This is a genomic window from Selenomonas sp. AE3005, from assembly GCF_000686945.1.
GTDB lineage: Bacteria > Bacillota > Negativicutes > Selenomonadales > Selenomonadaceae > Selenomonas_A.
On the sequence record NZ_JMME01000002.1, the window covers coordinates 361,345 to 386,381 of the forward strand.

Annotated in this window: 27 protein-coding genes and 1 riboswitch; of the genes, 26 read left to right on the forward strand and 1 reads right to left on the reverse strand. The window is 49.2% G+C overall.

The features are described from left to right. Nucleotides 1-24 precede the first annotated feature (24 nt). The 8 genes from mltG (at nucleotide 25) to DL94_RS0104075 (ending at nucleotide 6,490) form a co-directional block, all read left to right on the forward strand. Nucleotides 25-1,182: an endolytic transglycosylase MltG gene (gene mltG / locus DL94_RS0104040; RefSeq protein WP_231464514.1), complete on the forward strand. Its 1,158-nt coding sequence runs from the start codon at nucleotides 25-27 to the stop codon at nucleotides 1,180-1,182. Nucleotides 1,183-1,197: 15 nt separating this feature from the next. Continuing rightward, complete coding sequence (locus DL94_RS0104045) at nucleotides 1,198-1,812, forward strand: O-methyltransferase (protein WP_028129040.1); 615 nt, start codon at nucleotides 1,198-1,200, stop codon at nucleotides 1,810-1,812. Next, a complete protein-coding gene (locus DL94_RS0104050) occupies nucleotides 1,796-3,025 on the forward strand; it encodes a peptidase U32 family protein (RefSeq protein WP_028129041.1) in 1,230 nt (409 codons plus the stop codon). The genes DL94_RS0104045 and DL94_RS0104050 overlap by 17 nt, the downstream gene beginning before the upstream one ends. Before the next feature lie 345 nt (nucleotides 3,026-3,370). Then, nucleotides 3,371-3,652, forward strand: coding sequence for an acylphosphatase (locus DL94_RS0104055; protein ID WP_028129042.1), 282 nt, complete (start codon nucleotides 3,371-3,373; stop codon nucleotides 3,650-3,652). Between the two features lie 12 nt (nucleotides 3,653-3,664). Then, nucleotides 3,665-4,102, forward strand: coding sequence for a type II 3-dehydroquinate dehydratase (aroQ, locus tag DL94_RS0104060; protein ID WP_028129043.1), 438 nt, complete (start codon nucleotides 3,665-3,667; stop codon nucleotides 4,100-4,102). Nucleotides 4,103-4,162: 60 nt separating this feature from the next. Then, nucleotides 4,163-5,242, forward strand: coding sequence for a M24 family metallopeptidase (locus tag DL94_RS0104065; protein ID WP_028129044.1), 1,080 nt, complete (start codon nucleotides 4,163-4,165; stop codon nucleotides 5,240-5,242). 18 nt (nucleotides 5,243-5,260) lie between these two features. Next, nucleotides 5,261-5,770 (forward strand): phosphatase PAP2 family protein, encoded by a 510-nt coding sequence (locus tag DL94_RS0104070; protein ID WP_028129045.1) that lies wholly within the window; start codon nucleotides 5,261-5,263, stop codon nucleotides 5,768-5,770. A gap of 12 nt (nucleotides 5,771-5,782) precedes the next feature. Continuing rightward, nucleotides 5,783-6,490: an SIMPL domain-containing protein gene (locus DL94_RS0104075; RefSeq protein ID WP_028129046.1), complete on the forward strand. Its 708-nt coding sequence runs from the start codon at nucleotides 5,783-5,785 to the stop codon at nucleotides 6,488-6,490. 46 nt (nucleotides 6,491-6,536) lie between these two features. On the opposite strand, the gene DL94_RS0104080 is transcribed toward DL94_RS0104075, so the two are convergent. Next, nucleotides 6,537-6,926 carry a hypothetical protein gene (locus tag DL94_RS0104080; RefSeq protein WP_028129047.1) on the reverse strand — a complete coding sequence of 130 codons (390 nt, stop codon included), beginning with the start codon at nucleotides 6,924-6,926 and terminating at the stop codon, nucleotides 6,537-6,539. Between the two features lie 208 nt (nucleotides 6,927-7,134). Between DL94_RS0104080 and DL94_RS0104090 the strand changes: the two genes are divergently transcribed. From DL94_RS0104090 to DL94_RS0104175, 18 genes are all read left to right on the forward strand, one after another. Then, entirely contained in the window at nucleotides 7,135-8,811 is a 1,677-nt protein-coding gene (locus DL94_RS0104090) for a putative polysaccharide biosynthesis protein (RefSeq protein ID WP_028129048.1), read from the forward strand. Between the two features lie 3 nt (nucleotides 8,812-8,814). Next, nucleotides 8,815-9,693: a diacylglycerol/lipid kinase family protein gene (locus DL94_RS0104095; RefSeq protein WP_028129049.1), complete on the forward strand. Its 879-nt coding sequence runs from the start codon at nucleotides 8,815-8,817 to the stop codon at nucleotides 9,691-9,693. Nucleotides 9,694-9,790: 97 nt separating this feature from the next. Then, nucleotides 9,791-10,282, forward strand: a complete 492-nt coding sequence (locus DL94_RS0104100) for a CarD family transcriptional regulator (RefSeq protein ID WP_028129050.1) — start codon at nucleotides 9,791-9,793, stop codon at nucleotides 10,280-10,282. Between the two features lie 144 nt (nucleotides 10,283-10,426). Further along, the gene (locus DL94_RS0104105; RefSeq protein ID WP_028129051.1) at nucleotides 10,427-11,572 is read left to right on the forward strand and encodes a PIN/TRAM domain-containing protein; all 1,146 of its coding nucleotides are present in this window, start codon (nucleotides 10,427-10,429) and stop codon (nucleotides 11,570-11,572) included. Between the two features lie 55 nt (nucleotides 11,573-11,627). Next, complete coding sequence (gene ispD / locus DL94_RS0104110; protein WP_028129052.1) at nucleotides 11,628-12,383, forward strand: 2-C-methyl-D-erythritol 4-phosphate cytidylyltransferase; 756 nt, start codon at nucleotides 11,628-11,630, stop codon at nucleotides 12,381-12,383. Continuing rightward, a complete protein-coding gene (gene ispF, locus DL94_RS0104115; protein WP_028129053.1) occupies nucleotides 12,380-12,856 on the forward strand; it encodes a 2-C-methyl-D-erythritol 2,4-cyclodiphosphate synthase in 477 nt (158 codons plus the stop codon). The genes ispD and ispF overlap by 4 nt, the downstream gene beginning before the upstream one ends. Nucleotides 12,857-12,872: 16 nt before the next feature. After that, nucleotides 12,873-14,300, forward strand: a complete 1,428-nt coding sequence (cysS, locus tag DL94_RS0104120) for a cysteine--tRNA ligase (RefSeq protein ID WP_028129054.1) — start codon at nucleotides 12,873-12,875, stop codon at nucleotides 14,298-14,300. Next, nucleotides 14,297-14,785 (forward strand): Mini-ribonuclease 3, encoded by a 489-nt coding sequence (locus DL94_RS0104125; RefSeq protein WP_028129055.1) that lies wholly within the window; start codon nucleotides 14,297-14,299, stop codon nucleotides 14,783-14,785. The genes cysS and DL94_RS0104125 overlap by 4 nt, the downstream gene beginning before the upstream one ends. Beyond that, nucleotides 14,786-15,478: an FAD-dependent thymidylate synthase gene (thyX, locus tag DL94_RS0104130; protein ID WP_081798757.1), complete on the forward strand. Its 693-nt coding sequence runs from the start codon at nucleotides 14,786-14,788 to the stop codon at nucleotides 15,476-15,478. A 103-nt stretch (nucleotides 15,479-15,581) separates the two neighbouring features. After that, a complete protein-coding gene (gene rlmB, locus DL94_RS0104135; protein ID WP_051586302.1) occupies nucleotides 15,582-16,364 on the forward strand; it encodes a 23S rRNA (guanosine(2251)-2'-O)-methyltransferase RlmB in 783 nt (260 codons plus the stop codon). A 135-nt stretch (nucleotides 16,365-16,499) separates the two neighbouring features. Beyond that, nucleotides 16,500-17,249, forward strand: a complete 750-nt coding sequence (gene sigH / locus DL94_RS0104140; protein WP_028129058.1) for an RNA polymerase sporulation sigma factor SigH — start codon at nucleotides 16,500-16,502, stop codon at nucleotides 17,247-17,249. Between the two features lie 191 nt (nucleotides 17,250-17,440). Then, nucleotides 17,441-19,237 (forward strand): clostripain-related cysteine peptidase, encoded by a 1,797-nt coding sequence (locus DL94_RS14210; protein WP_051586295.1) that lies wholly within the window; start codon nucleotides 17,441-17,443, stop codon nucleotides 19,235-19,237. A gap of 49 nt (nucleotides 19,238-19,286) precedes the next feature. Next, a riboswitch (SAM riboswitch) is annotated at nucleotides 19,287-19,389 on the forward strand. A 102-nt stretch (nucleotides 19,390-19,491) separates the two neighbouring features. Beyond that, nucleotides 19,492-20,682, forward strand: a complete 1,191-nt coding sequence (metK, locus tag DL94_RS0104150; protein WP_028129059.1) for a methionine adenosyltransferase — start codon at nucleotides 19,492-19,494, stop codon at nucleotides 20,680-20,682. A gap of 144 nt (nucleotides 20,683-20,826) precedes the next feature. Then, nucleotides 20,827-21,201 (forward strand): hypothetical protein, encoded by a 375-nt coding sequence (locus DL94_RS0104155; RefSeq protein WP_156031662.1) that lies wholly within the window; start codon nucleotides 20,827-20,829, stop codon nucleotides 21,199-21,201. Nucleotides 21,202-21,378: 177 nt separating this feature from the next. Further along, nucleotides 21,379-22,149: an imidazole glycerol phosphate synthase subunit HisF gene (gene hisF / locus DL94_RS0104160; RefSeq protein ID WP_028129061.1), complete on the forward strand. Its 771-nt coding sequence runs from the start codon at nucleotides 21,379-21,381 to the stop codon at nucleotides 22,147-22,149. Next, nucleotides 22,149-22,859: a bifunctional phosphoribosyl-AMP cyclohydrolase/phosphoribosyl-ATP diphosphatase HisIE gene (gene hisIE / locus DL94_RS0104165; RefSeq protein ID WP_028129062.1), complete on the forward strand. Its 711-nt coding sequence runs from the start codon at nucleotides 22,149-22,151 to the stop codon at nucleotides 22,857-22,859. Before hisF ends, hisIE begins: the two co-directional genes overlap by 1 nt. 192 nt (nucleotides 22,860-23,051) lie before the next feature. Next, entirely contained in the window at nucleotides 23,052-24,713 is a 1,662-nt protein-coding gene (locus tag DL94_RS0104170) for a ribonuclease J (RefSeq protein WP_028129063.1), read from the forward strand. Between the two features lie 81 nt (nucleotides 24,714-24,794). Beyond that, the coding region (locus DL94_RS0104175; protein WP_028129064.1) for a helix-turn-helix domain-containing protein at nucleotides 24,795-25,037 on the forward strand (243 nt) is incomplete at its 3' end.

Genomic DNA, 25,037 nt, shown 5'->3' on the forward strand with positions numbered 1-25,037 from the left:
CTTTGTGAAATGGCAGTTTCTTTTATGTACGGAAATATGACAGGAGATGTTGGTGTGGGGGATAAGTTCGGGAAACTGAAGGAGTACAAGGAGCAATTATCTCGCTGGCTTAGTGGCGATGAGATGGAACTGTCTGTTATCAGCGATTGGCAGGAAAAAGGGAAGGAATTCCTGTCATCATTCTCATGGAAACAGTGGGCAGCTGCCGGCACAGGTCTGTTCGTTGTTTTTGCTCTGCTATTGGTAGTTATGTTCTCTTCAGGAACACCGCAGAAAAAAACAGCCCCTGACCAGGTCATTTTTCTGACGGTTAAGAGTGGTATGACGGCTGATGATATCAGTCAAAAACTTCTGCAGAATGGTATCATCGACAGCAAGTGGGCCTTTTGGTGGCAGGTAAAGAAAAGCGGTGCGGCTGATAAGTTCCAGTCGGGTAATTACGCGTTCAATCCCCATACGGCACCGGAAGAAGTTATCCGCAAGCTGGTGAATGGCGAAACGAGCAAGGTTACATTTACCATTCCTGAGGGCTTTGGCGTCAAGGAAATAGCCAAACGGCTGTCTGATGAAGGTCTGGTGGATGAAAAGGAGTTTCTGGCTAAGGCCAAAACGTTTGCCCCCTATTCCTACATTGAACGCAATAAGGATATACGCTATGCGTGTGAGGGCTTTTTGTTTCCTGATACGTATGAGCTGCATGAAGAACCCAGCGTGGACGGTATCTTAAATATGATGGCAGAGGATTTGGACACGCGCTTGACACCGAAAATGCGGCGCCGCGCCGCCGAGCTCAATCTGTCCATTCATGAGCTTATTACGCTGGCCTCACTGGTGGAAAAAGAGGCCATGTTCGATGAGGACAGGCCGATTATCGCGCAGGTGTTCTTCAAGCGTCTGAAAATCGGTATGCCCCTGCAGACGGATACGACTATTCAGTATCTGTTGGATGCCCCCAAAGAGGATGTAAGCATTAAGGATACAAAGATTGAATCGCCGTACAATACTTATCAGATAAAAGGACTGCCGCCGGGGCCGGTGGCCAGTCCGGGAATGGCGGCTATCGAGGCCGTACTGTATCCGGCAGATACAGATTATTTGTATTTTGTAGCTGACCGTCAGGGACATAACCATTACTCCAAGAGTTATGCAGCCCATCAGGAAATTGTAGAGCGTGTGCGCTAGGAAGTAGGTAATTTTTTGGAAGAGTTACTGGGAGAAATGGAGAGCTATGCGGCTCTCAACCATGTTCCCATCATAAATGAACGCGGCCGGGCGGCTTTTTTGCAGGTGGTCAAAGAAGTTCGTCCCCATCGCGTGCTGGAAATCGGTACGGCCATTGGCTATTCCAGCCTATTGTTTGCCCTGCATGGGGCTGAGGACATAGAGATAACCACCCTGGAACTGAGTGAAGAACGCATAAATTTAGCCCAGAGCTATATAAACCGGTCAGCTTATGCTGACCGGATTCGTATTATGGCCGGTGATGCAGCGGAAAATCTGCTGCGCCTGCAGCTGACAGGTCAAAAATTTGACTTTGTCTTTATTGATGCTGCCAAAGGGCAGTATGTGGATTATTTCCACAAGATACAGCCTATGCTGACGGATAAGGCTGTGATTTTGGCTGATAATGTGCTGTTCCGTGGTTATGTCCGGGGAGATGTGCCCACGCCGCGGCGCTTTAAAACCATTGTCAAGCGTCTGCGGGAATATATTGAACTGGTATCCCAGCCGCCCTACACGACGGAGATTTTGGCCCAGGGTGATGGTCTGGCTGTTACAAGGAGAGTTTTAGATTATGATAAAAAAGCCTGAGCTGCTGGCACCAGCCGGCAATCTGGAAAAAATGAAAATGGCGGTACTCTATGGCGCCGATGCGGTATACCTCGGGGGCAAGGCCTTTGGCCTGCGCGCTTTTGGCGGCAATTTCAACTATGAGGAATTAAAGGAGGCTGTGGACTTTGCTCATGCACGCGGCAGGAAAGTTTACGTGACAGTCAATATTTTTCCGCACAACAGTGATATCGAGAAACTGCCGGATTATCTGCGCTATTTGCAGGAAATAAACGTGGACGCCCTGCTGGTAGCTGACCTGGGGGTGTTTATGCTCTGCCGTAAGCTGATTCCTGACATGGAACTGCATATCAGTACGCAGGCCAACAATACTAACTGGGCTACGGTCAATGCCTGGAAGGAACTGGGGGCTAAGCGCGTGGTACTGGCCCGGGAAATGAGCTTGAATGAGATTCGTGAAATCCGCGCCAAGTGTGATGTCGATTTGGAAATGTTCATGCATGGGGCGATGTGTATTTCCTACTCGGGACGCTGCCTGCTGTCCAATTATTTTACGGGACGTGATTCCAACCGGGGCAGCTGTGCCCAGTCCTGCCGTTGGAAATATGCGCTGGTGGAAGAAACGCGGCCGGGGAAATATTTCCCCATCGAAGAGGACGACCGCGGCACCTATATCATGAACTCCAAGGATATGTGCCTGATGCCGCATATTAAAGACGTTATCGAAAGCGGTGTGGACAGTCTCAAAATTGAGGGCCGCATGAAAAGTGTCCATTATGCCGCCAGCGTTACCAAGGCTTATCGTTTGGCTATTGACAATTACTTTGCTGACCCGGAAAATTTCACTGTCAAGCAGGAATGGATGGACGAGTTGGAGAAAGTTTCCCATCGGGCGTATACGACAGGCTTTTACTATCATCAGCCGGACGCGGATGACCAGATTTACGGCAAGACGTCCTACGACCAGACTTCGGATTTTGTCGGGCTGGTGCGTTCCTATGATGCGGCTACGGGTTACGCTGTCGTGGAACAGCGCAACAATATGAAAGTGGGGCAGGAGATTGAAGTATTCCAGCCCACAGGGCCGCTGTACCGGCAGAAGATTACTTCGATGATTGACAACGAAACCAATGAGGAAATTTCTGTAGCACCGCATCCCCAGCAGATTATCCGCATGAAAATGGAGCAGCCGGTGGAGGAATATACAATCTTGCGGCGGGATATTGTAAAATAGTACCTTTAAAGGCGCGCATCGGGGGCAGTTGCCATCGTCCGCTGTGGCAGGGAGCTAAACTTGTTTTTTGCCCTTAATTAGGTATCGTGAAAAGCATAAACTCGCTGCGCTCAAACAGTATGCTTTTCACGATAAAACAGTGGTGTGGCAAAAAAACAAGTTCTTAACGCTCACCGCCAACGCTGCCGCTGACAACTGGCCCCGCCACGCTTACTGCCACCATACTGTAACAATAAAAGAAAAGCCTTCCCCTTGAGGGGAGGGGGGGCGGTTTACAATTGATGCTAAAAATAGTACAATGTAGCGTGAGTTTTGTAATGTTACAATTTAAAGGAGGTAATTATCATGGCAGAGTTAGTTCGTTATTTTGGCACGGCAACAGGCAGAGTGCAGGGCGTGGGTTTTCGGATGTTTGTACAGCAGCACGCGCTGGAACTGGGGATTACCGGTTGGGTGAAAAATATGCCGGACGGAACGGTGACGATGGAACTGCAAGGGCCGCAGGCGGCTATTGACCGTCTAGAGGCTGTTATCCGCGAGGGTAATTACTTTATCAGAGTGCAGAGTTTTGGTTTGGAAGTTCGTGAGGTTATTGACGCTGAACAGCGTTTTGAAATCCGTTATTAAGGGGGCTGGCAGATGCATAAAGTACTGGTATTAAATGGGCCTAATCTAAATCTTCTGGGGACGAGGGAACCGGAGATTTACGGCAGCACTACTCTGCAGGATATTGAGGAAATGCTTGTCAGACGTGGGGCTGAGGCCGGGATTGAGGTGGACTGTTTTCAGTCCAATCATGAGGGCGCTTTGGTGGATAAGATTCAGGCGGCTCGTGGTGTGTATGATTACATCATCTTTAATGCAGCGGCTTTTACCCATTACAGCATTGCCCTGCGTGATGCAATTGCGGCAGTGGAAGTGCCGCTTATCGAGGTGCATATCTCCAATATCCACAAGCGGGAGGAGTTCCGGCATAATTCGGTGCTGGCACCTGTCGCTATGGGGCAGATATGCGGCTTAGGGGTTGAGAGCTACTTGGCAGCTCTCGAGGCCATTATTTATAAGTTAAGAGCGTAAGTGCCCTTCCTTGGGCGCTGGATAATACAAGTATCTTTTTTACAGGAGTTGACCCAACTAATGAAGGAAAGTCGTTTGCAGGCGTTGCGTGCGGTATTAGCTGAAAAGGATTTAGATGCAGTAATTATCACGAAGTATGTTAATCTGCATTATTTCAGTGGTTTCCGTGGTGATGATACTACTTTGGTTATCGGCCAGAAAGAGGCCATGCTGATTACGGACAGCCGTTATACGGAGCAGGCAGCAAAGCAGGCACCGCTCTTTGAGATTGTTGAGCAGAAGTATGGCCTGCTGGCTAAGACGGCCGAGTGTGTGCAGAAGATTGGTGCGAAAAAAGTTGGCTTTGAGGGCAATGATATCATTTATGATTATTATGCCAAATTAGGCGAACTGCTTGCCGGCTGTGAATTCAAGACACCGTTGAAACTTGATACCTTGCGGCAGATTAAGGACGCTGAGGAAATCGCGCATATTCGCAAGGCCTGTGAGATCGTTGATATTGCCTTTGCTGATATGCTTACCTATATTCGTCCGGGCATGACAGAAGTACAGGCGGCAGCGCATTTGGAGAACTGCATGCGGGAAAATGGTTCGGAAGGTACTTCGTTTAAGACGATTATGGCGTCGGGCGTGCGCGGCAGTCTGCCGCATGGTGTTGCTACGGATAAGGTTATAAATGAAGGTGAATTTGTGACCTTGGACTTTGGCGCTTTTTATGAGGGCTATGCGTCTGATATCACCCGTACCATCTGTATGGGCAAGGCCGATGAGAAACAGCGCCGTATTTATAAGGCTGTGCTGGAATCACAGCTTTTGGGGCTGAATAAAATAAAGCCTGGTGTATCCGGACGGGCAGTGCATGAGGCTGTCAGCGATAATCTGAAAAAATATGACCTGGCACAGTATTTCGGTCATGGTCTGGGTCATAGCCTGGGGCTGGAAATTCACGAGGAACCGCGTTTGTCACCCAAGAGCAACTGTGAGGCGCTTCAGCCGGGCATGCTCGTGACGGATGAACCTGGGGTATATATTCCGGGCTGGGGCGGCCTGCGCATAGAAGATACCGTGCTGGTGACGGAAACTGGCTGTGAGCCGCTGACGAAGGCACCGAAGGAGCTCATTGAGCTGGGCGTAAGATAATATTGTGAGCGAGGTTATATGGACGGAGCAATTCTCCTGTGGATACAGGATAATATACGTCAGGAGACGGTTACGCCCTGGGTATTGCTTTATACCAGCTTAGGCAGTTTTGGTGCCGTATGGGCTGTGGGCGCTGCAGTTCTGGCCGTTGTACCGCGGACCAGACAAATGGGCTGGCTGGCGTTGCTTTCGCTGTTGTTTTCTGGCTTGGTGGGAGAGGTCATTAAGTTTATTGTCAGACGGCCGCGCCCTTTCCTGCAAATTGAGGACCTGACAGCCTTAGGCAGTCTGCCACATTCCTTTTCCTTTCCTTCGGGACATACGGTATGTGCCTTTGCTGTGGCATTTATAATCTGGCGTATGTGCCGTGGCTGGCAGCGTTGGCTTGTTATGATTTTAGCAGCCTTGATGGCGTTTTCCCGGCTGTATTTGGGCGTGCATTATCCCAGCGATGTTTTGGCTGGCGTGGTGGTGGCCTTTGTGGGGAGTTGTTTTGTCTGGCGTTATCGTTCGAAGATAGGCTTGTGAGGAGGTATGTTCATGAAGATGGCTAAGTTGTTGCTGGCTGTAATGGCAGCTGTGTTATTGTGGTCGCCGCAGGCCATGGCGGCAGAAGATGCTCCTGTGCTGGCGGTAGAGGGACGGGGCAGTGCCTCTGTTGCTCCTGACCAGGCCGTGCTGACGGTAGGGGTAGTGTCCACTGGCAGCAGTGCCAGTCAGGCGCAGGCGGTCAATGCGCAAAAGATTATAGCCATTACGCAGGCGCTCAAAGAATTGGGTGTTGCCGGCAGTGATATCAAGACGCAAAGCTATAACTTTTATCCCAATTACCGCAACAATCAACGCGGCAGCGGTGAGATAAGCAATTATACGGCCGCGCATGCCTTGCAGGTCAATGTCCGCAATATCAGTAAGTTGGGAAAAATCATTGATACGGCCTTGCATTCCGGGGCTAATGAAGTAAATTCCCTGCGCTTTACGGTCAGTGACCAGTGTGCAGTGCAACGGGAGGCCCTGCAAAATGCCATCGCCGATGCCAGGAAAAAAGCTGATATCATCGCTGGTGGGCTGGGGCGTTATATTGTCGGTATAAAGAATGTATCGGAAAGTACGGGTTACATTGAGGCTCGTACCTATAATGCCAATCTGCTGGCAGGTGCTAAGGCGGCAGCTGTGGACACAAACATTGAGCCGGGGAATATATCCCTTGACGCTAATGTTCATATTGAGTATCTGTTAAACAAATAATATGCAACGAAAAAAGACGCCGGATCCGGCGTCTTTTCTGTGCGTGTCAGATATGCAGGAAGTTCATGCACTTCATTGTCAGGGCTTTGGCGTCATCGTTTTGGTGACGGCAGAGATAGTCCAGCGAGCCGGTATAGAGAAAGGACGTTATGGGAACAAAGCGGCTGCCCTTGTGAAAATTTCCCCAGAGGAGGAGCTTTTGATAGATTTTTTCCACGGCTGCCGGGGTGAGCTGATGTTTTTTTACAATGCGCCGCAGTTTGTAATCCTGCTGGCAATAATTATATATATCTGTAATCAGCTGCGGATTATGCAGGTCATCGCGATACTGGCTGATAAGACGGGTGTTGACGTTGGAGCGGCGCAGGGAGTGGTACATTTCAGTCAGGAAAATTAAGGACAGCAGTGCTATAAGCAGCAGGGAAAAATAATACATGGTTGACACCTCGCAAATTTATATCAATGTTAGTTTAGCACAGTCGGTGAAAAAATACGAGGCTGCACTTTCTGTACTTTCCGCTATTGACTATGGCTAAGGAGAGGAATGTGTGGTATAATTCATACGTTGCGTACCTTTTCTGCGCAGGCAGATAGTGCAGCAGATTATTGGGGGCACTTAAGGTTGTGCCCGTGACATATAGGCGGTGTTTCTCATTAGTAAGCAGGAAGTAACAAATGAAAAGAAGTCCAGTAAGGGAGAATCCTTCCTTAAGGGAACCTTTATTCTGACCGTGGCCGGATTTGTGGTCAAGGTCATCGGTTCGTTGAACTGGATTTTTGTGTCCCGTATCCTGGGCGGTGAAGGTATCGGTCTTTATCAGATGGCCTTCCCGATTTATTTCTTTGCCATGACTGTATCCCAGGCTGGCGTGCCGGTGGCTATTTCCATCATTACGGCAGAGCGTGTGGCCTTAAAGGACATCTATGGAGCTAAACGGGTGTTCCATATCTCCATGGCTTTGATGCTGGCTACAGGCGTTATTTTTTCCTTTTTAACTTATTTTGCGGCTGACTGGCTCATTGACTGGCAGTTCGTGCGCGACGCCCGCGCTTATAAATCCATTGTCGTGCTGGCACCGACGGTGTTCTTTGTGACGCTGCTGGCCAGCTCGCGTGGTTATTTGCAGGGCTGGCAGCGCATGACGCCGACAGCTGTATCCCAGATTGTGGAGCAGATTTTCCGCGTTATCACGATGATTCTGTTGGCAGAACTGCTGTTGCCCTGGGGCCTTGATTACGCCTCTGCCGGTGCCTCATTGGGTGCTTTGGCCGGAGCTGTTACTGGTCTTATGGTGCTGGTTTATTTCCATTGGAAACTGGACAAGGATATCGAACGCGACTATGGCCGTGACCTGCAGCCTTTGCCGGGTAACGAGGCTGAGCCGGCCTGGTCCATTATCAAACGGATTTTCAAGTTGTCCCTGCCGGTGTCGGCGGCCAGCATTATGCTGCCGGTGGTATCCAACCTGGATTTGATGATTGTTCCCCAGCGGTTGGAAGTGGCGGGCTACAGTGTCAATGAGGCCACAGAGCTGTTCGGTTATCTGACAGGTATGGCGGTGCCGCTGGTTAACCTGTCCTGTATCATTACCGCGTCCATGGCCATGAGTATTGTGCCGGCCATTTCAGAGGCCCGCGCCCTTAAAGACATGAAACGCGTCTACAATCAGACGGCGGCCTCGGTGCGCATTTCCAATTTTGTATGTTTCCCGGCTTTTGTCATTGTCTTTGTACTGGCAACGCCGATTGCCTCTTTGATTTATAATGCTCCGGGTGCCGGTCCGGCGGTAATGATTTCGGCTGTAAGCATCATTCTGCTGGGGTTGCATCAGGTATCGACAGGTATTTTGCAGGGCCTGGGACACCCGACCATTCCTATGGTGAATATGATTCTGGCGGCGGTGGCCAAGGTCGTACTGAACTGGGAACTTACGGCTGTCCCCTGGCTGGGCATTATGGGTGCGGCCTGGGCAACAGCTGCTGATATGGGTGTAGCCGCTATAATCAACCTGGTATTTATCTACAGATTTATCGGTTACAGTATCGAGATTCCCCAGCTGCTTAAAACCATTGTGTCGGCTGCGATTATGGCTGTGGCGGTGTATTTCTTCTACGACTTCACCATGGCCTGGTGGAATATAGGGGTTGTATCTACCTTTGGGGCTGTGTTCTTTGGCTGTGCGGTATATATTGCCGTCATGCTGATTGTGGGCGGCCTGAAGGAAGATGATTTGCAGCGCATGCCGATGATTGGCCGCGTGGGTATCAAATTCCTGCGGAAGATTGGTGTATTTAAAACGGAAGAAAAACAGGAGGCGTAAACATTGCAAAAGCTGGTGTTGTTTTATAACCCGGTTTCGGGACATGCAGCTTTCAAAAATAAGCTGGACTGGATTATAGAGGCCTTTCAAAAACGTGATATCCTGATAATTCCCTATCGGACAAAAAAAGCAGGCAATGAAGATTTTGCTGCTTTTGTCCGCGAGGTTCAGCCGCAGGGGATATTGGCAGCTGGTGGTGATGGGACTGTTCATGAGTGCGTGAATATCATCGTGAAACATGGTCTAAAACTGCCATTGGGAATTATTGGCAGCGGCACGTCCAATGATTTTGCTACATATCTGAAAATCAACGAGGATATGGAGGCTTACTTTGATAAGATTGCCGCCGGCAATACGCAGTTAATGGACCTGGGGCGCATAGATGATAAGTATTTTATCAATGTGGCCAGTGCCGGAATGATGACCTCCATTGCCCACGAGGTGGATGCCCGCCTAAAAAATGCTTTAGGCAAGATGGCCTATTATCTGAAGGGACTGGGGGAAATTCCCAAGTTCCGGGCCGTGCCGCTGCAGATTGTGGCCGATGGGCAGTCCTATGATATGGAGGCTTTCCTTTTTGTGGTCATCAACAGTGCGGTAGTAGGCAGCATGAAAAATGTGGCCAAGGACGTTTCCGTTACGGACGGTAAACTCGACCTGCTGGCGATTAAGAAGTGTGGTCTGCATAAACTGATGGCTGTAACTGCGGATTTACTGGCCGGCAGGCCGGTTTCCGAAAAGGATTGTGTTGTGCATTTACAGGCGAAGAACTTTTATGTTGCGACAGAGGGCGAACTGCAAAGTGACCTTGATGGCGAGGCCGGCCCGCTGCTGCCTTTGGACATTGAAACGGTACCGGCAGCTATTGCTGTTTATTGTTAAAATGTGACAAATTTGAAAAAAATACCCTTTTGTGCTAAAATAGGAGAAGTGAATACACAGGTTTCTCTTACTTTTTCTTATTTTAGGGGGTGGGTGCTTGTTACATATTGGTGATAAGGTGGTCTATCCGATGCACGGAGCGGGGGTAATCTCCAGCATTGAAACGTGCAATGTCTTAGGTGAAGGTAAGTCTTATTATGTTTTGCAAATGCCGCTGGGGGATATGAAAGTCATGATTCCGGCGGATAATGTAGAGCATATTGGTCTGCGTGATGTCATTTCCGAGTCCCGTGTCGATGAAGTGCGCGATGTGCTGGGGGACGAGCCGGAACGGTTGCTGGGGACCTGGAACAGGCGCTATCACACAAATCTGGAACGGTTGAAAACCGGCGATATTTGTGATGCAGCTGCGGTAACCCGCAATCTCGTAGTGCAGGAGCGTGAGCGGCGTATTTCTGCCGGTGAACGGCGCCTGCTGGACCTGGCGCGCCAGATTGTAGTCAGCGAACTCGTTTACGCTTGTGATAAGAGCCCGGCTGAAGTAGAGGGCTGGATGGATGACATTCTGGCAGGCAACGAAGGAAAATGATGTTTTATGGATAACTGGGGATAGTTATCCATTTTTTTTTATTTTGTACGGTTATAAATGGTTTCAGCGTTGACATTACAGGGGAAAATTTACTATACTTAAAGTTATGCAAGTATTTCTTTTTGGGGGGAAGGGGGTGAAAGCATGTTGGACCGTGTTTTGCGTTTTTTCATTATTTTATTATTTGCCGTCGCTGGTGCTGCGCTGCTTAATATGGCAACACCGCTCCTGACGTCGTTTATCAGTACGGAGATACTGCAAACGGAAATGGGGATTTTCAAGCTGACGCTAGCGGGGCTTATGAGCATACTCTTTGGCGCTGTTTTAGGGGCAGCGATGGGCGGCTTATTGTCGGCTTTCTTTATTCGCCGGCTTAAGGGCTTTGCCGTCTTCGTGGAGGCACAGCTTAATAAGGTGCCAACCCATGATGTAATTGCCGGTGCCATTGGTTTGTTTATCGGACTTATTATTGCAAATTTGCTGGGTTATGCATTCTCCAAGATACCTGTGGTGGGAGAGTATATCCCAGTCGTGTTCAGCATTGTGCTGGGCTATTTGGGTATTCATATCATGATTAAAAAGCGTACGGAGCTCACGGCACAGTTTGACTTTATTCCTAAGTTTATGAAGGAATTGTCAAAGGGCCGGGAAAACCGTACGGTGCAAAAAGCAGCGGTGCCTGAGACGGGTGATAACAATCTTTATAAGCTGCTCGACACCAGTGTGATTATTGATGGACGCATTGCAGATATTTGCGATACGGGCTTTTTGGAAGGTACTTTGCTGATTCCTGTGTTTGTACTGGAAGAGTTGCAGCATATCGCTGATTCGGCAGATGCCTTGAAACGTGCCCGTGGACGCCGCGGTCTGGATATCCTGCAGAAGATACGCCAGGAGTCCAGAATGAAGGTCAAGATTACCGAAGCGGACTTTGAGGATATTCCCGAAGTGGATTCCAAGCTGGTACAGCTGGCGCAACAGCTGGGAGGGAAAATCATCACCAATGATTTCAATCTCAACAAGGTAGCACAGCTCAGAGGTGTGGAAGTGCTCAACATCAATGCTTTGTCCAATGCGGTGAAACCAGTGGTTATTCCCGGTGAAACCATGCAGGCCACCATTGTAAAATCCGGTAAGGAGGCTGGACAGGGGGTAGCCTATTTGGAAGATGGCACCATGATTGTTGTTGAAAATGGCAGCCGTCATATAGGTGAAACCTTGGAGGTAGAAGTGACCTCAGCTTTGCAGACGGCGGCAGGACGAATGATTTTTGCCAAGCCTTGTAATTAAACAGGTGGGATTGTCACACGGCAGTGTGACAATTTCATTTTTTAGGAGTGATTAGATGGTCAGTGCTATTTTTCCGGCCGCCGGTCAGGGAAAGCGTATGAACGCTGGCATAAATAAAGTGCTGTTGGAGCTGGCAGGCGAGCCTGTTTTGGTGCGCACCCTGAAAACTTTTTCCCGGGTGGAGGCCATTGCGGAATTGATTGTGGTGGTCGCCACTGACGAAGTTGCCCCGGTTCAGGAAAAACTGGCCGGCTTTGCTGGTTTAAAACCATTTAAGGTGGTAGCTGGCGGCAGCGAACGGCAGTATTCCATATTAAATGGCCTGCGTCAGGTAAGTGAGGCTGCAGATGTGGTACTGGTTCATGATGCGGCTCGTCCTTTAGTAACAGTAGAAACCATTGAGGCTGTCATAAGAACCGCCAGGGAAAAGGGCGGTGCTATTGCGGCTGTGCCGGCCAAAAATACCATAAAGGTTGTCGGTCAGGATAATCTGGTGGTGGCTACGCCAGCGCGCAGTACGCTTTGGGAGGTACAGACACCGCAGGGCTTTAGGAAAGATATTTTATGGCAGGCCAATGAACAGGCACTGGCCGATGATTTTTTGGGTACTGATGATGCCAGCCTGGTGGAGCGCATCGGCGTTCAGGTGGCAGTCGTGCCCAGTGATTATCGTAACATCAAGGTTACGACACCGGAGGATATGCTGATTGCTGAGGCGTTTTTACAGTGTGATGTCAGCGCGCAGATGTCGGCTATGACAACGGCGGCAGACCAGGCACGGCAACAATGGCTGAAGGAGGCGGCAAAATGACGAGATTTGGCATGGGCTATGATGTCCATAGATTGGTAGAAGGACGCAAACTGATAATCGGCGGGGTGGAGATTCCCCATACGTTGGGGCTGCTTGGTCATTCAGACGCGGATGTGCTGCTGCATGCTGTGGCTGACGCACTGCTGGGGGCTGCTGCCCTGGGAGATATCGGCAGGCATTTTCCTGATACGGACCCCAAGTTTGCCGGGGCTGACAGTATGAAACTGTTGGCGCATGTGGCTGAACTCATTCGTGAAAAGGGTTATGTTACAGGCAATGTCGATGCCACGATTGTGGCCCAGAAACCCAAGATGAAGGATTTTATTCCTCAGATGAATGCCAACATTGCCAAGGTGCTGGGGATTGAACTGGACCAGGTCAATGTCAAAGCCACCACAGAAGAAAAATTAGGCTTTACCGGCACGGAACAGGGCATTTCCGCTTATGCTGTAGCCGGTTTGGAAAAAGCCTGATCAGGAGGAACCTTATATGCTAAAAGTATTTAATACCATGTCACGTAATAAGGAGGAGTTTAAGCCCTTAAAAGCAGGCGAAGTCAGCATTTACTGCTGTGGTGTAACGCCATACAACCATCCGCATATCGGCAACGCCCGCCCGTTTGTGACCTGGGATGTCATTCGCCGCTATCTGGCTTACAAAGGATTTAAGGTGCGCTATATTCAGAACTTTACGGATGTGGACGACAAGATTATCCGTACGGCTAATGAAGAAGGCGTGAAGTGGAGCGATATCTCCGGCCGTTATATCGACGCTTATTTTAAGGCAATGGACGCATTGAATGTACGCCGGGCAGATGTTTATCCCCGGGTAAGCGAAACGATTCCTGATATCATCGCTATGGTACAGAAACTGGTGGATAAGGGCTATGCATACGCTGCGGACAACGGTGACGTCTTTTACCGGGTGGAAAAGTTTGCCGGTTATGGCAAGCTGAGCGGCCGCAAGCTGGAAGATATGCAGGCTGGTGCGCGTATCGAGGTAGACGAACGCAAGGAACACCCCATGGATTTTGCCCTCTGGAAGGCCGCAAAACCTGGTGAACCGAGCTGGGAAAGCCCCTGGGGCAATGGCCGTCCGGGCTGGCACATCGAGTGCTCCGCGATGTCGCTTAAATACTTAGGGGAACAGTTTGACTTCCATGGCGGCGGCAGTGATTTGATTTTCCCGCATCATGAAAATGAAATCGCGCAGTCGCAGGCCTGCATTGGCCATGCGGACAGTTTTGCCCGTTATTGGCTGCATAACGGTTTCATTACCATCAAAAATGAGAAAATGTCCAAATCCAAGAATAACTTTTTCACGGTTAAGGACATTCTGCAGGAATATCCTGGCGAAGTGCTGCGTTTCTTCATTCTGCAGACGCATTACCGCAGCCCGTTGGATTTCAGTGATGAGCGCCTGCAGGAGGCGCAGACCAGTTTGTCACGTCTGGCGCAGTCCAAGGCGTTTATGGACGAACTGGCCGGCAAAGGTGGTCAGAGTGATACGGCCCGTGAACTGGCTGAAAAGGCTGAGGGATACCTGGCTGCTTTCCATGAGGCTATGGACGATGATTTCAATACGGCGCTGGCTATCAGTCAGATGTTTGCTCTGTCCAAGGATATCAATATCTACTATCAGAGTGTAATGAACAAGGGCGTGGCCATGGATAGTGAAAACTTTGCCAAGGCAGCAGAAGTCTTTAAGACCATGGCAGGTATCATCGGCATTTTCGAGCAGCAGGCAGCTGCTGACGATGGCCTGGCTGGCAAGCTGATGGATTTAATCATTGCTATCCGTCAGGACGCCCGTAAGGAAAAGAACTGGGCGCTGGCCGATAAAATTCGCGATGACCTGAAAGCAGCAGGGGTAATCCTGGAGGATACGCCCCAGGGAGTACGGTGGAAGAAAGCATGAAGTTTGACCATTTCAAAATGCTCGTGGAGATGATGTTTCAGCCCGATGGGGCAGGCGGTGTTTTGCAGCGTTATGACAATGCGGACGTGCGTCAGTTAAATCCCTTGGTGCTGGCTTATGTAGGTGATGCTTATTTCCATCTCTATGTACGGACAAGACTTTTGTCTTATGAGCAGGCTAAGGTACAGGCTCTGCATTCCTTCAGCGCCCAAATGGTGTCGGCGGTTTGGCAGGCCAAGGCTTATCAAAAAATTGAAGATAAGCTGACCGAGGAAGAAAAAGCCATTTTCCGCCGGGGCCGCAATGCGAAGAGTCACGCTCCCCGCAGTTCTACGGTAGCTGAATATCATGCCAGTACGGGGTTTGAGGCCCTGTTGGGCAGCTTGTATCTGTCAGAGCAGAATGAGCGCCTGTATGAGATTGCCGAAATGTCTTTTCAGGTCATCTCACAGGCTATGATGCAGGAAATAAGGAGTAAGAAATAATTGATAAAGGTAAAATTACTTGATTATACCCCCGAACCGGAACGGGTGGTGGCCATGGCGGCCCGGCTTTGCTACTCAGCCAGCGGGGCTGAGGAACTGGCCGAAAAGCTAAGCGAAGATAAAGTTAAGGAAATGGTGCGCCGCATGGTATCACTTGGACATGGTTCCACCCTCGAACATGCCTCGTTTACCTTTGGTATCGAAGGTGTCAGCCGGGTGCTGACGCATCAGCTGGTACGCCATCGCATTGCCTCCTATGACCAACAGTCACAGCGCTATGTGGCAGCGCATGGCTTTCAGTATATTACGCCGCCCTCCATTGCCGAAAAGCCCGAGGCGCTGGCAAAGTATGAGGCCTTGCTTGCGGAGATTCGCAAAACCTATGATGAGCTGACGGATATGGGCGTTCCCAAGGAAGATGCCCGTTATGTGCTGGCCAATGCCGCCGAAACGAAAATTCTCGTTACCATGAATGCCAGGTCGCTGATGCACTTCTTCAACCTGCGCTGCTGCAACCGCGCGCAGTGGGAAATCCGGGAAATGGCTTATAAGATGCTGGCAGAAGTCAAAAAAGTGGCACCGACGCTGTTTCATAATGCCGGCGCCAGCTGTGTGAATACCGGCCGTTGTCCGGAAGGGGCAATGACCTGTGGCAAGCTGCAGGAAATGCTGAAGTTGCGGGATAGTGAGTAAGATGAAAAATAATAATAAAAAAGCAACAAATAGCTATCAAGAACGACAGAACAAGAATAGACGCAGCCGTGAGTCACGGAACGTAAACCGTGAACAGGCAGGCATGGATAAAGGCAGTAATTCTGTTGGGGAACGGGAACTGCCGGAGGACGTGCTGATTGGCCGCAATGCTGTAACCGAGGCTTTGCGCGCCGGCCGGGGGATAAATAAAATCCTGCTGGCCGACGGCGATAGGGAGGGCCAGGTCAGTGAGATCATAGCTTTGGCCAAGGAACGGGGTATTATCCTGCAGTTTGTGGAGCGCAGTAAGATTGAATCTGTGGCTGGCGGTCTGCGTCATCAGGGGGTAATGGCCTATGTGGCGCCGGTAGCTTATGCCGAGCTTGATGATATCCTTCGCAAGGCAGAGGAGGCTGGGGAGCCGCCCTTCCTGCTGTTGCTAGATGAACTCGAGGACCCGCATAATCTGGGGGCGCTTTTGCGGACGGCTGACGCCACGGGCGTACACGGCGTACTTATTCCCAAGCGGCGCAGCGTACCGTTGACGGCTACGGTGGCCAAAACGTCCGCTGGCGCGGTGGAGTATGTGCCTGTGGCCCGTATTGGCAATATCTCGCAAACGCTTAAAAACTTAAAGGAAAAAGGTTTTTGGGTGGCTGGTGCTGATATGGATGGCAGTCAAAACTACTACGAGGCCGATTTAACGGGGCCCCTGGTACTGGTTGTGGGCAGCGAAGGCAAGGGCATGGGCCGGCTCACTAAGGAGCAGTGCGACTTTATTGTCAAAATGCCTATGGTAGGTAAGATTAACTCCCTTAATGCCTCGGTTGCCGGCTCGATTTTAATGTACGAGTCCATGCGCCAGCGCTTAGCTAAAAGAAAGTGAGTATATCTAAGATAAAAAAGGGGACTAAAGTCCTAGAAACTTTCTTGACGTTGAGAAGGAATTTGGTTTATAATCAAAACTATCAGGGGATTACTACAGAAGAAAATGGGGATTATCGGTAAAGGGGAACACGCTATGGAAGCAGAACAAACTACAGAAGAGTTATTTTCAGAAGAACTCTACGGCGAATTTGCCAATCTCACGGATGAGGAAATATTACTGGCGATTAAAGACAGCAATGATAAGGCTGCTTTGGATTATCTGATAAATAAATATCGGAATTTTGTCAGGGCAAAGGCTCGTTCGTATTTCCTTATTGGTGCTGACCGTGAGGATATCATTCAGGAAGGTATGATTGGTTTTTACAAAGCGATTAGGGATTTTCGCAATGATAAGCTGTCATCCTTTCGAGCATTTGCAGAGCTGTGTGTGACACGTCAGATTATCACGGCTATAAAAACGGCTACCCGGCAAAAGCATATACCGCTCAACTCCTATATTTCGCTGAATAAGCCGATATATGATGAGGATTCTGACCGGACGTTGCTGGATGTATTGTCCGGAGCCAAGGTTTCTGACCCGGAGGAGCTGGTCATAAGCCAGGAAGAATTTGTCGATATCGAAAAGAAGATGGAAGAAATTCTCTCCGACCTGGAGTGGAAAGTTCTGATGAGTTATCTTGACGGCAAGAGTTATCAGGAAATTGCTGAGGATCTGGACCGTCATGTAAAATCTATCGACAATGCCCTGCAGCGGGTAAAACGTAAATTGGAAAAGTATATGGAAAAAAGAGGCGACGAATTGGATGTTACGACCATCTATCGGGGCCTGAGTTCCATAAACCGCCGGCTGCGCGGCGTAGAGGAAGACGACTATCTGCGTTGAAATCATACATAAGCGATATTATGAAAGGCCTAAGAATTTCTTAGGCCTTTTTGCTTATATTTTTTCCGCGGGAAGGAATTTTTTAGATATTTACGAATTATCTTTATATGGAGGTGGTTAGCTTGTCTAGAAAATATTTTAGCAGTGTTTTAATTTTAGGATTAGTGCTGGTTGCACTGTTTCTAGGAGGCTTGCCTCGGGTTGGGGCGCAGGAAAGCTGGTCTATATATATCTACATGTGCGGTTCGGATTTGGAAACGGAAAGCGGTTATGCGTCGGAAAACTTGCAGGACCTGATGAATGTAAAACTGCCGGATAATGTTAAATTTGTTGTACAGACTGGCGGGACTAAAGAATGGCATACTGAAGGTATACCATCTAATGCCATCGGACGTTTTGTGTATGACAATCAGGGCTGGCATAGCGTGGAAAAACTGCCGGATGCTAACATGGGGGAAGAATCTACTTTGGAGAGTTTCCTGCGCTTTGCCAAGGAGAAATATCCTGCAGAACACCGCATGCTGATATTCTGGGATCATGGCGGCGGCAGCCTGGACGGGGCATGTTCTGATGAAAAGTATCAAAAGACCCTGTCGTTGGGAGATATCAAGAGTGCTTTGGCGGCTGTAGAGAATAATGACAGCAGCAAGCCGTCCTTTGATATTGTCTGCTTTGATACCTGTTTGATGTCATCATTGGAAACAGCGAATGTTTTTTATGGATTCACTAAATATATGATAGCCTCGCAGGAGCTTATGCCGGGCACGGGTACGGATTATGCTTACTGGGGTGAGGCAATTGCCAATAATCCGTCTATGGATGCGCTGACATTAGGCAAGATAATCTGTGACTCATATATGAAGCGCTGTGATAAATTTGAGGTTGGAGACAAAGCCACGCTATCTGTGCTGGATATGAGCAAATTGCCGGCGCTGAATAAGGCTTATGAGCGTATGGGGCAGGAGGCTTTGCAGCAGGCTGAAAGCTCGCCTATGTATTTCTTTGCCGGTTTTAACCGCATGGCCAACGGTGTGGAAGTATATGGTCCGAACAATGATGCTGAGGGCCCCTGGACGAATATGGTGGACTTGGGCTCCCTGGCAGATAATATGACAGAACTGCCTGCGGCAGCAGAAGTGTCCAAAGCTGTTGACAGCATGGTAAGCTATCATGTGGCTGGCCCCTACCGTAAGTATGGCAAAGGCCTGTCCTGCTATTACAACCTGGACGGGCAGCAGGCAACGGTAAACGTATATTCCAGCCTGCCGCAGGTAAGCAAGAGTTTTTCGCAACTTTACAACATGATGGTGACTACGGACAACAATGGTAAACCATTGTATGCCTTTGACCTTAGCAAAGTGGCCGATGTGCCTATAACCTGGGATGCAGATAATATCGCTACCGTCCAGCTTACGCCAACTGACGCTAATGCTATCAGTTCGGTAGATTGCTATGTGGTGCAAATTCGTCCTGATGGCAAAGTCTTAAATCTGGGTAATGAGTCCAAGGTTGATGCTGATTGGGCAAATGGTGTGTTTAAAGATGGTTTTGATGGCCAGTGGCCGAGCCTGAATGGCCATGTCATTTACATGGCTATGGAAGAAAACCATAGTGATTACAATATGTATTACTCCTTTATTCTTATAAATGGAGAAGAATATTCGCTGAGTTCGGCGTATAATTTCGCTGAGGGTAAGTTTAATATTCTGGGAGCCTATAGGGTAAACAAGGATGGTAATCTGGATAGAAATATACGACAGCTGAAAAAAGGTGATAAAATCACGCCGCTCTTCCTTGACGCTGACGCCAAATTCGTTAAGGGAGAAGAGTTTACCCTGACGGCAGAGCCGCAGCTGGCAGATGCAATGCTGCCGGACGGTCAGTATGATTATTACTTTAACTTCTCGGCACCGCAGAATGAAGATGTTTTGTCTAAGCCTGTGAGCTTTGTGGTAAATGCTGGTCAGATACAGGTGGAAAAATCTTGACAGTTATATCATGGTGATGTACAATTATTCTATTGAAAAGCTGAATATGAACTCATCCAGAGCAGTGGAGGGACCGGCCCAATGAAACTGCGGCAACCATCGTTAACGCGAAACGGTGCCAATTCCTTTAGGTAATACCTAGAAGATGAGAGTTAGGGAAAAGAACTCTCAGTCGAGAGTTCTTTTCTTTTTCTGGACGGATATAGGAGACATTTCAGCAGTAAATTTTAGCTCTAGCACAAGGAGGCAACAATATGAGCAAGAAACGTATGCTGTTTACATCTGAATCAGTTACGGAAGGTCATCCGGACAAAATGGCTGACCAAATTTCTGACAGCATTCTGGACGCGATTATCGCCCAGGACCCCCAGAGCCGTGTGGCTTGTGAAACGCTGGTAACCACCGGACAGGTGCACGTCGTAGGCGAGATTTCTACCAGTTGCTATGTGGATATTCCAAAGATTATTAGAAATACCGTTGAGGAAATCGGTTATACCGACGCCGCCTATGGCTTTGACTACAAGACCTGCGGCATTTTGGTATCTTTGGATGAACAATCCCCGGATATCGCCCAGGGTGTAGATAAGGCGCTGGAAGCTCGTGAAGGTAAACTGGACGAGGCTGACGCTGTCGGTGCCGGTGACCAGGGTATGATGTTTGGCTATGCCACTAACGAAACGCCGGAATACATGCCGCTGCCCATAGCCTTGGCACAGCGTCTGGCCCGCCGCCTGACGGAAGTCCGCAAGAACGGCACGCTGCCGTATCTGCGTCCGGACGGCAAGACGCAGGTGACGGTTGCTTATGAAGATGGCAAGCCTGTGGCTGTGGAAACTATTGTCATTTCCACCCAGCATGATGAAGATGTGACGCTGGAACAGATTCGTCAGGACCTCATCGAACATGTTATTAAGCCGATTGTTCCGGCTGAACTCATGCAGGTTGATACGCGCATTTTCGTCAATCCCACCGGCAAATTTGTTATTGGTGGCCCGCAGGGTGACTCTGGTCTTACCGGCCGTAAGATTATCGTTGACACCTATGGCGGCTGGGCCCGTCATGGCGGCGGTGCTTTCTCCGGCAAGGACCCCACGAAGGTTGACCGCAGTGCTGCCTATGCTGCCCGCTACGTAGCGAAAAATATCGTTGCTGCCGGTCTGGCAGATAAATGTGAAATCGAACTGGCATACGCTATCGGCGTAGCTTACCCGGTTTCCGTAATGGTTGATACTTTCGGCACGAACAAGGTGGACGAAGAAAAGATTGAAGAACTTGTGTCCAAGCATTTTGACCTGCGTCCGGCAGGTATCATCAAGATGCTCGACCTGCGCCGCCCGATTTACAAGCAGACGGCTGCCTATGGTCATTTTGGCCGTACGGATGTGGACCTGCCGTGGGAACACACGGACAAAGCTGCAGCCCTCAAACAGGATGCTGGCTTGTAAGCAATATCATATTGTAAGATTGAGAGCGCCTTTTGGCGCTCTTTTTTGTTTAAATTTAAGGTGTGCAAATAGAGGATATCAGCGACTTATGTCTAATCTATTATAGGTGAAAAGGAGATTACCTTGGGAAAGGAGCTGATATTTGTGTTGGTATGGATTGAACGTTTGCACAGGGTGGGGGAAGATGAGTTATTTGGCTTTGGTCTGCAGCCGGACGAGGTAACGGGAGAAATCTTATTGGACCCGTTAGGCAGGGCAACCCTGCGCAAAAAAAATTCTGCGATGACTGAAAGCCAGACTTTAGTGGTGGTGAACAGACTTGACGAGTGGATTCGTGAGCTGGGCTACTGCCAGTTGTCCTGCATTTCTGCACCGCAATATCTGCACGAAGAAGAGGCAAAGCCAAAGAAATGGCGGCCAAGGGAATTGGATTTGTGGCCGTTAAATCTGCCCAACTATAAGCGGCGGCATATGCCTGTTGCTGAGGAAGAATGGGGAACAGCCCTGGACTTGGGCTGAAAGACTGGTATGGCTGGTCAGAAAGAATTTATGCTGGGCAAATTGTAAGTAAGTAATGACCGGTCAATAAGATTTGACTGGTCATTTTTGAATCTTGGGGTAAAACTTGTAAACTTGACCTAAATATTGTAAAATAGGGAAGTAACTTTGTAACTTTTAGAAGAGGATATGAACTGTATGAGTACATCTACCTATACCAAGCGTATTATTCCCTGTTTGGATGTTAAGGACGGCCGGGTAGTGAAAGGCACTAATTTTGTCGGTCTGCGCGACGCCGGCGACCCGGTGGAGCTGGCTGCCCGTTATGATAAGGAACGGGCCGACGAGTTGGTGTTTTTGGACATTACGGCCTCTAATGAAAAGCGTGACACCATTGTGCAGGTAGCCCGGGATTGTGCCTCACAGGTATTTATTCCCTTTACCGTGGGCGGCGGTATCCGCACGCTGGAAGATATGAGCCGTATGCTGAAGGCTGGTGCGGATAAGGTTTCCGTAAATACGGCGGCCATCAAAAATCCGGAACTTATTCGCGAAGGTGCGGCCAAATTTGGCCGTCAGTGTATTGTGCTGGCCGTCGATGCCCGGCGCAGTGGCGAGAATAAATGGGAGGTTTACGTAAACGGCGGCCGCAAGCCCACAGGACTTGACTGCCTGGAATGGATTAAGCAGGCGGTGGAGCTGGGCGCAGGGGAAATTCTGCTCACCAGCATGGACGCTGACGGCACGAAGGACGGCTATGATATCGCGCTTACCAGAGCGGTGTCTGAGGCTGTAAATGTGCCGGTTATTGCGTCTGGCGGTGCCGGTAAGCTGGAACATTTTTATGATGTACTGACAGAAGGCAAGGCTGATGCTGTACTGGCGGCCTCGGTTTTCCATTACGGGGAATTTACAGTGCGGCAGGTCAAGGAATATTTAAAATCACGAGGCGTGGAGGTAAGATTATAATGAGCAAAGACATTGATATTTCCATGATTAAATTTGATGAGCAGGGCCTGGTGCCGGCCGTGGTGCAGGAGGAAAACGGCCAGGTGCTGATGCTGGCCTATATGAATGCTGAATCCCTGCAAAAGACCATTGAAACCGGCTATACGTGGTATTACAGCCGCAGCCGGCAGAAACTTTGGAATAAAGGCGAAGAATCCGGCAACAAGCAAAAGGTTAGGGAGATTTCCTATGACTGTGATGGCGATACACTGCTCGTAAAGGTTCATCAGACCGGCGTGGCCTGCCATACAGGTACGTATACCTGTTTCAGCGGCCGCAAGCTGGTGGAAGAAAAGGAAAAGGGCCTGGTAGTCGTAGAACCGGAGCAGGAAACGTCTCTGGCTACGGTGCTGAATGACCTTTATAATGTCATTCAGGAACGGCAGCTGAATCCTGTGGAAGGCTCCTATACCAACTATCTCTTTGAAAAGGGACAGGACAAGATACTGAAAAAGGTAGGGGAAGAGGCTGTCGAAACGGTCATTGCCTCCAAAAATAACAAGAGCGAGGAAGTGCTGTATGAGATGGGCGACCTTTGGTACCATTGCCTGGTGCTGCTGGCCTATCATAAACTGACACCTGACCAGCTCCTTGACGAACTGATGAGCCGCCGCAAGGGTGGTTCCTACCACAAGTTCACCGGCAAGACCGGCGTGCGTCCGGAGATGTAAAACAGCATAAAAATAAAATGTCAGCTGGCCTTTTGACAGGTCAGCTGCTTTTGTATTGACACAATTTCGTTTGCAATTTATGCAGGACAATGATAAAATAACAGGGAATGAATTGTTCGGACTTTAATTGCGCAGACGCAATGAAATAAATATTAAAGCAAGTTAACAACTGAATTATGGAGGTGTAATTTTTTGTCTAAAGCACAAAAACTACAGATTATTCCCTTGGGCGGACTGGGGGAAATCGGTAAGAACATGACGGTCGTCCGTGTCGAGGATGAAATCCTGGTGATTGATTCAGGACTCATGTTCCCCGAAGAAGATATGCTGGGCGTGGATTTGGTAATCCCCGATATCAGCTATCTTTTGGAGAATCGCGATATGATTAAGGCGATTGTCCTGACCCATGGTCATGAAGACCATATCGGTGCCCTGCCTTATGTTCTTAAGCAGCTCAACGTGCCCGTGTACGGTACGCGCCTGACGCTGGGGATTTTGGAAGGCCGTCTCAAGGAAAATGGCGTGGATTCCAGCAATCTGCATGCGGTAATGCAGGGTGACATCATAAATGTCGGCTGTTTCAGCGTGGGTTTTATCCGCGTAAACCATTCCATTCCTGACGCTGTTGGGCTGTCCATCAAGACGCCGGTGGGTATGATTGTCCATACCGGTGACTTCAAACTGGATTACACGCCCATTGATGGCAAGATGACGGATTTCCGTCGTTTCTCGGAACTCGGGAACAAAGGTGTTCTGCTGATGATGGCCGATTCCACAAATGCTGAGCGTGAAGGCCATACCATGAGTGAAAGCACGGTCGGTGCGGCCTTTGACAAGGCGTTTCACGGTGCCCGCAGCCGCATCATCGTAGCGACGTTCTCATCCAACGTACACCGTATTCAGCAGGTCATTGATACTGCTGTGCGTTACAAGCGTAAAGTGGCTGTTTTGGGCCGCAGCATGGTAAATGTAGTGACTATTTCCCTGGAGCTTGGTTATATCAATGCCCCCGAGGGAACTATTATTGATATCGATGAAATCAATAACTATCGTCCTGAACAAATCGTTATTGTCACTACCGGCAGCCAGGGTGAACCGATGTCAGCCCTGACACGTATGGCCATGTCTGACCATCGCAAGGTCACTATCGTGCCCAATGATACGGTTATCATTTCCGCAACGCCGATTCCCGGCAATGAAAAGATGGTATCCAAAACCATCGATAATCTCATGCGCCTGGGAGCTAATGTCGTGTATGGACGCGACAAGGGTGTGCATGTTTCCGGTCATGCCAGCCGTGAGGAATTGAAACTCATGCACAATCTGGTACGGCCGAAGTTCTTTATTCCTGTACATGGTGAATATCATCATCTCGTACAGCATGCCAAACTTGCGCAGGAACTGGGTATGGCCAAAGACCATATCTTCCTGGGTGAAAATGGTTATGTCTTTGAATTTACCAGAGATAAGGGGCAGGTAGCCGGCAAGGTTCCTGCTGGTATGGTTATGGTTGACGGCCTGGGCGTTGGTGATGTTGGCAATATCGTCCTGCGTGACCGTCGTCAGCTGTCACAGGATGGCATTCTTATCATCGTGGTGACCATGGACAGAGCGTCCAATACCGTAGTGGCAGGTCCGGATATCGTATCCCGTGGCTTTGTCTACGTGCGTGAGTCCGAGGCGCTGATGGATGAGGCCAAGGCCCGTGTTGAACAGGCTCTGGACCGCTGTGAGGACGAAGGTGTCAAGGAATGGGCGGCTATTAAAGCCAACGTTCGCGACGCTTTGGGACGTTATCTCTTTGAAAAGACCCGCCGCCGTCCGATGATTCTGCCCATTATTCAAGAGATTTGAGTATATAAAAAGCACAGTCTGTGAAATGTACTGCCCCCCATAAGTTAGACCTAGAAAGGCTAACTTATGGGGGGCTTTCTCATGGCAAAATATAGTTTTGAATTTAAGATGAGGGTTGTCAATGAATACCTGCAGAAAAAATCAGGATATGGCTTATTAGCCCAAAAACATAACATTTCCAGTAAATCAATTATCGCGAAATGGGTTGCAGTGTATCGCAAGTATGGTTTACAAGGACTTAAACGGTCGCGACATAGGAAAACTTATTCTTTTCAATTCAAGCAACATGCAGTAGAGTTATATCTAAGTACAGAGATTTCCTAC

Bases quoted from the DNA above. Each gene is read 5' to 3' on its own strand.
- DL94_RS0104070 (WP_028129045.1), top strand. From the start codon at position 5,261: ATGGACGGAGCAATTCTCCTGTGGATACAGGATAATATACGTCAGGAG.
- mltG (WP_231464514.1), top strand. From the start codon at position 25: ATGTACGGAAATATGACAGGAGATGTTGGTGTGGGGGATAAGTTCGGG.
- DL94_RS0104075 (WP_028129046.1), top strand. From the start codon at position 5,783: ATGAAGATGGCTAAGTTGTTGCTGGCTGTAATGGCAGCTGTGTTATTG.
- sigH (WP_028129058.1), top strand. From the start codon at position 16,500: ATGGAAGCAGAACAAACTACAGAAGAGTTATTTTCAGAAGAACTCTAC.
- ispF (WP_028129053.1), top strand. From the start codon at position 12,380: ATGACGAGATTTGGCATGGGCTATGATGTCCATAGATTGGTAGAAGGA.
- hisIE (WP_028129062.1), top strand. From the start codon at position 22,149: ATGAGCAAAGACATTGATATTTCCATGATTAAATTTGATGAGCAGGGC.
- DL94_RS0104050 (WP_028129041.1), top strand. From the start codon at position 1,796: ATGATAAAAAAGCCTGAGCTGCTGGCACCAGCCGGCAATCTGGAAAAA.
- rlmB (WP_051586302.1), top strand. From the start codon at position 15,582: ATGGATAAAGGCAGTAATTCTGTTGGGGAACGGGAACTGCCGGAGGAC.
- cysS (WP_028129054.1), top strand. From the start codon at position 12,873: ATGCTAAAAGTATTTAATACCATGTCACGTAATAAGGAGGAGTTTAAG.
- DL94_RS0104055 (WP_028129042.1), top strand. From the start codon at position 3,371: ATGGCAGAGTTAGTTCGTTATTTTGGCACGGCAACAGGCAGAGTGCAG.
- aroQ (WP_028129043.1), top strand. From the start codon at position 3,665: ATGCATAAAGTACTGGTATTAAATGGGCCTAATCTAAATCTTCTGGGG.
- DL94_RS0104080 (WP_028129047.1), bottom strand. From the start codon at position 6,926: ATGTATTATTTTTCCCTGCTGCTTATAGCACTGCTGTCCTTAATTTTC.
- DL94_RS0104065 (WP_028129044.1), top strand. From the start codon at position 4,163: ATGAAGGAAAGTCGTTTGCAGGCGTTGCGTGCGGTATTAGCTGAAAAG.
- metK (WP_028129059.1), top strand. From the start codon at position 19,492: ATGAGCAAGAAACGTATGCTGTTTACATCTGAATCAGTTACGGAAGGT.
- hisF (WP_028129061.1), top strand. From the start codon at position 21,379: ATGAGTACATCTACCTATACCAAGCGTATTATTCCCTGTTTGGATGTT.
- DL94_RS0104105 (WP_028129051.1), top strand. From the start codon at position 10,427: ATGTTGGACCGTGTTTTGCGTTTTTTCATTATTTTATTATTTGCCGTC.
- DL94_RS0104125 (WP_028129055.1), top strand. From the start codon at position 14,297: ATGAAGTTTGACCATTTCAAAATGCTCGTGGAGATGATGTTTCAGCCC.
- ispD (WP_028129052.1), top strand. From the start codon at position 11,628: ATGGTCAGTGCTATTTTTCCGGCCGCCGGTCAGGGAAAGCGTATGAAC.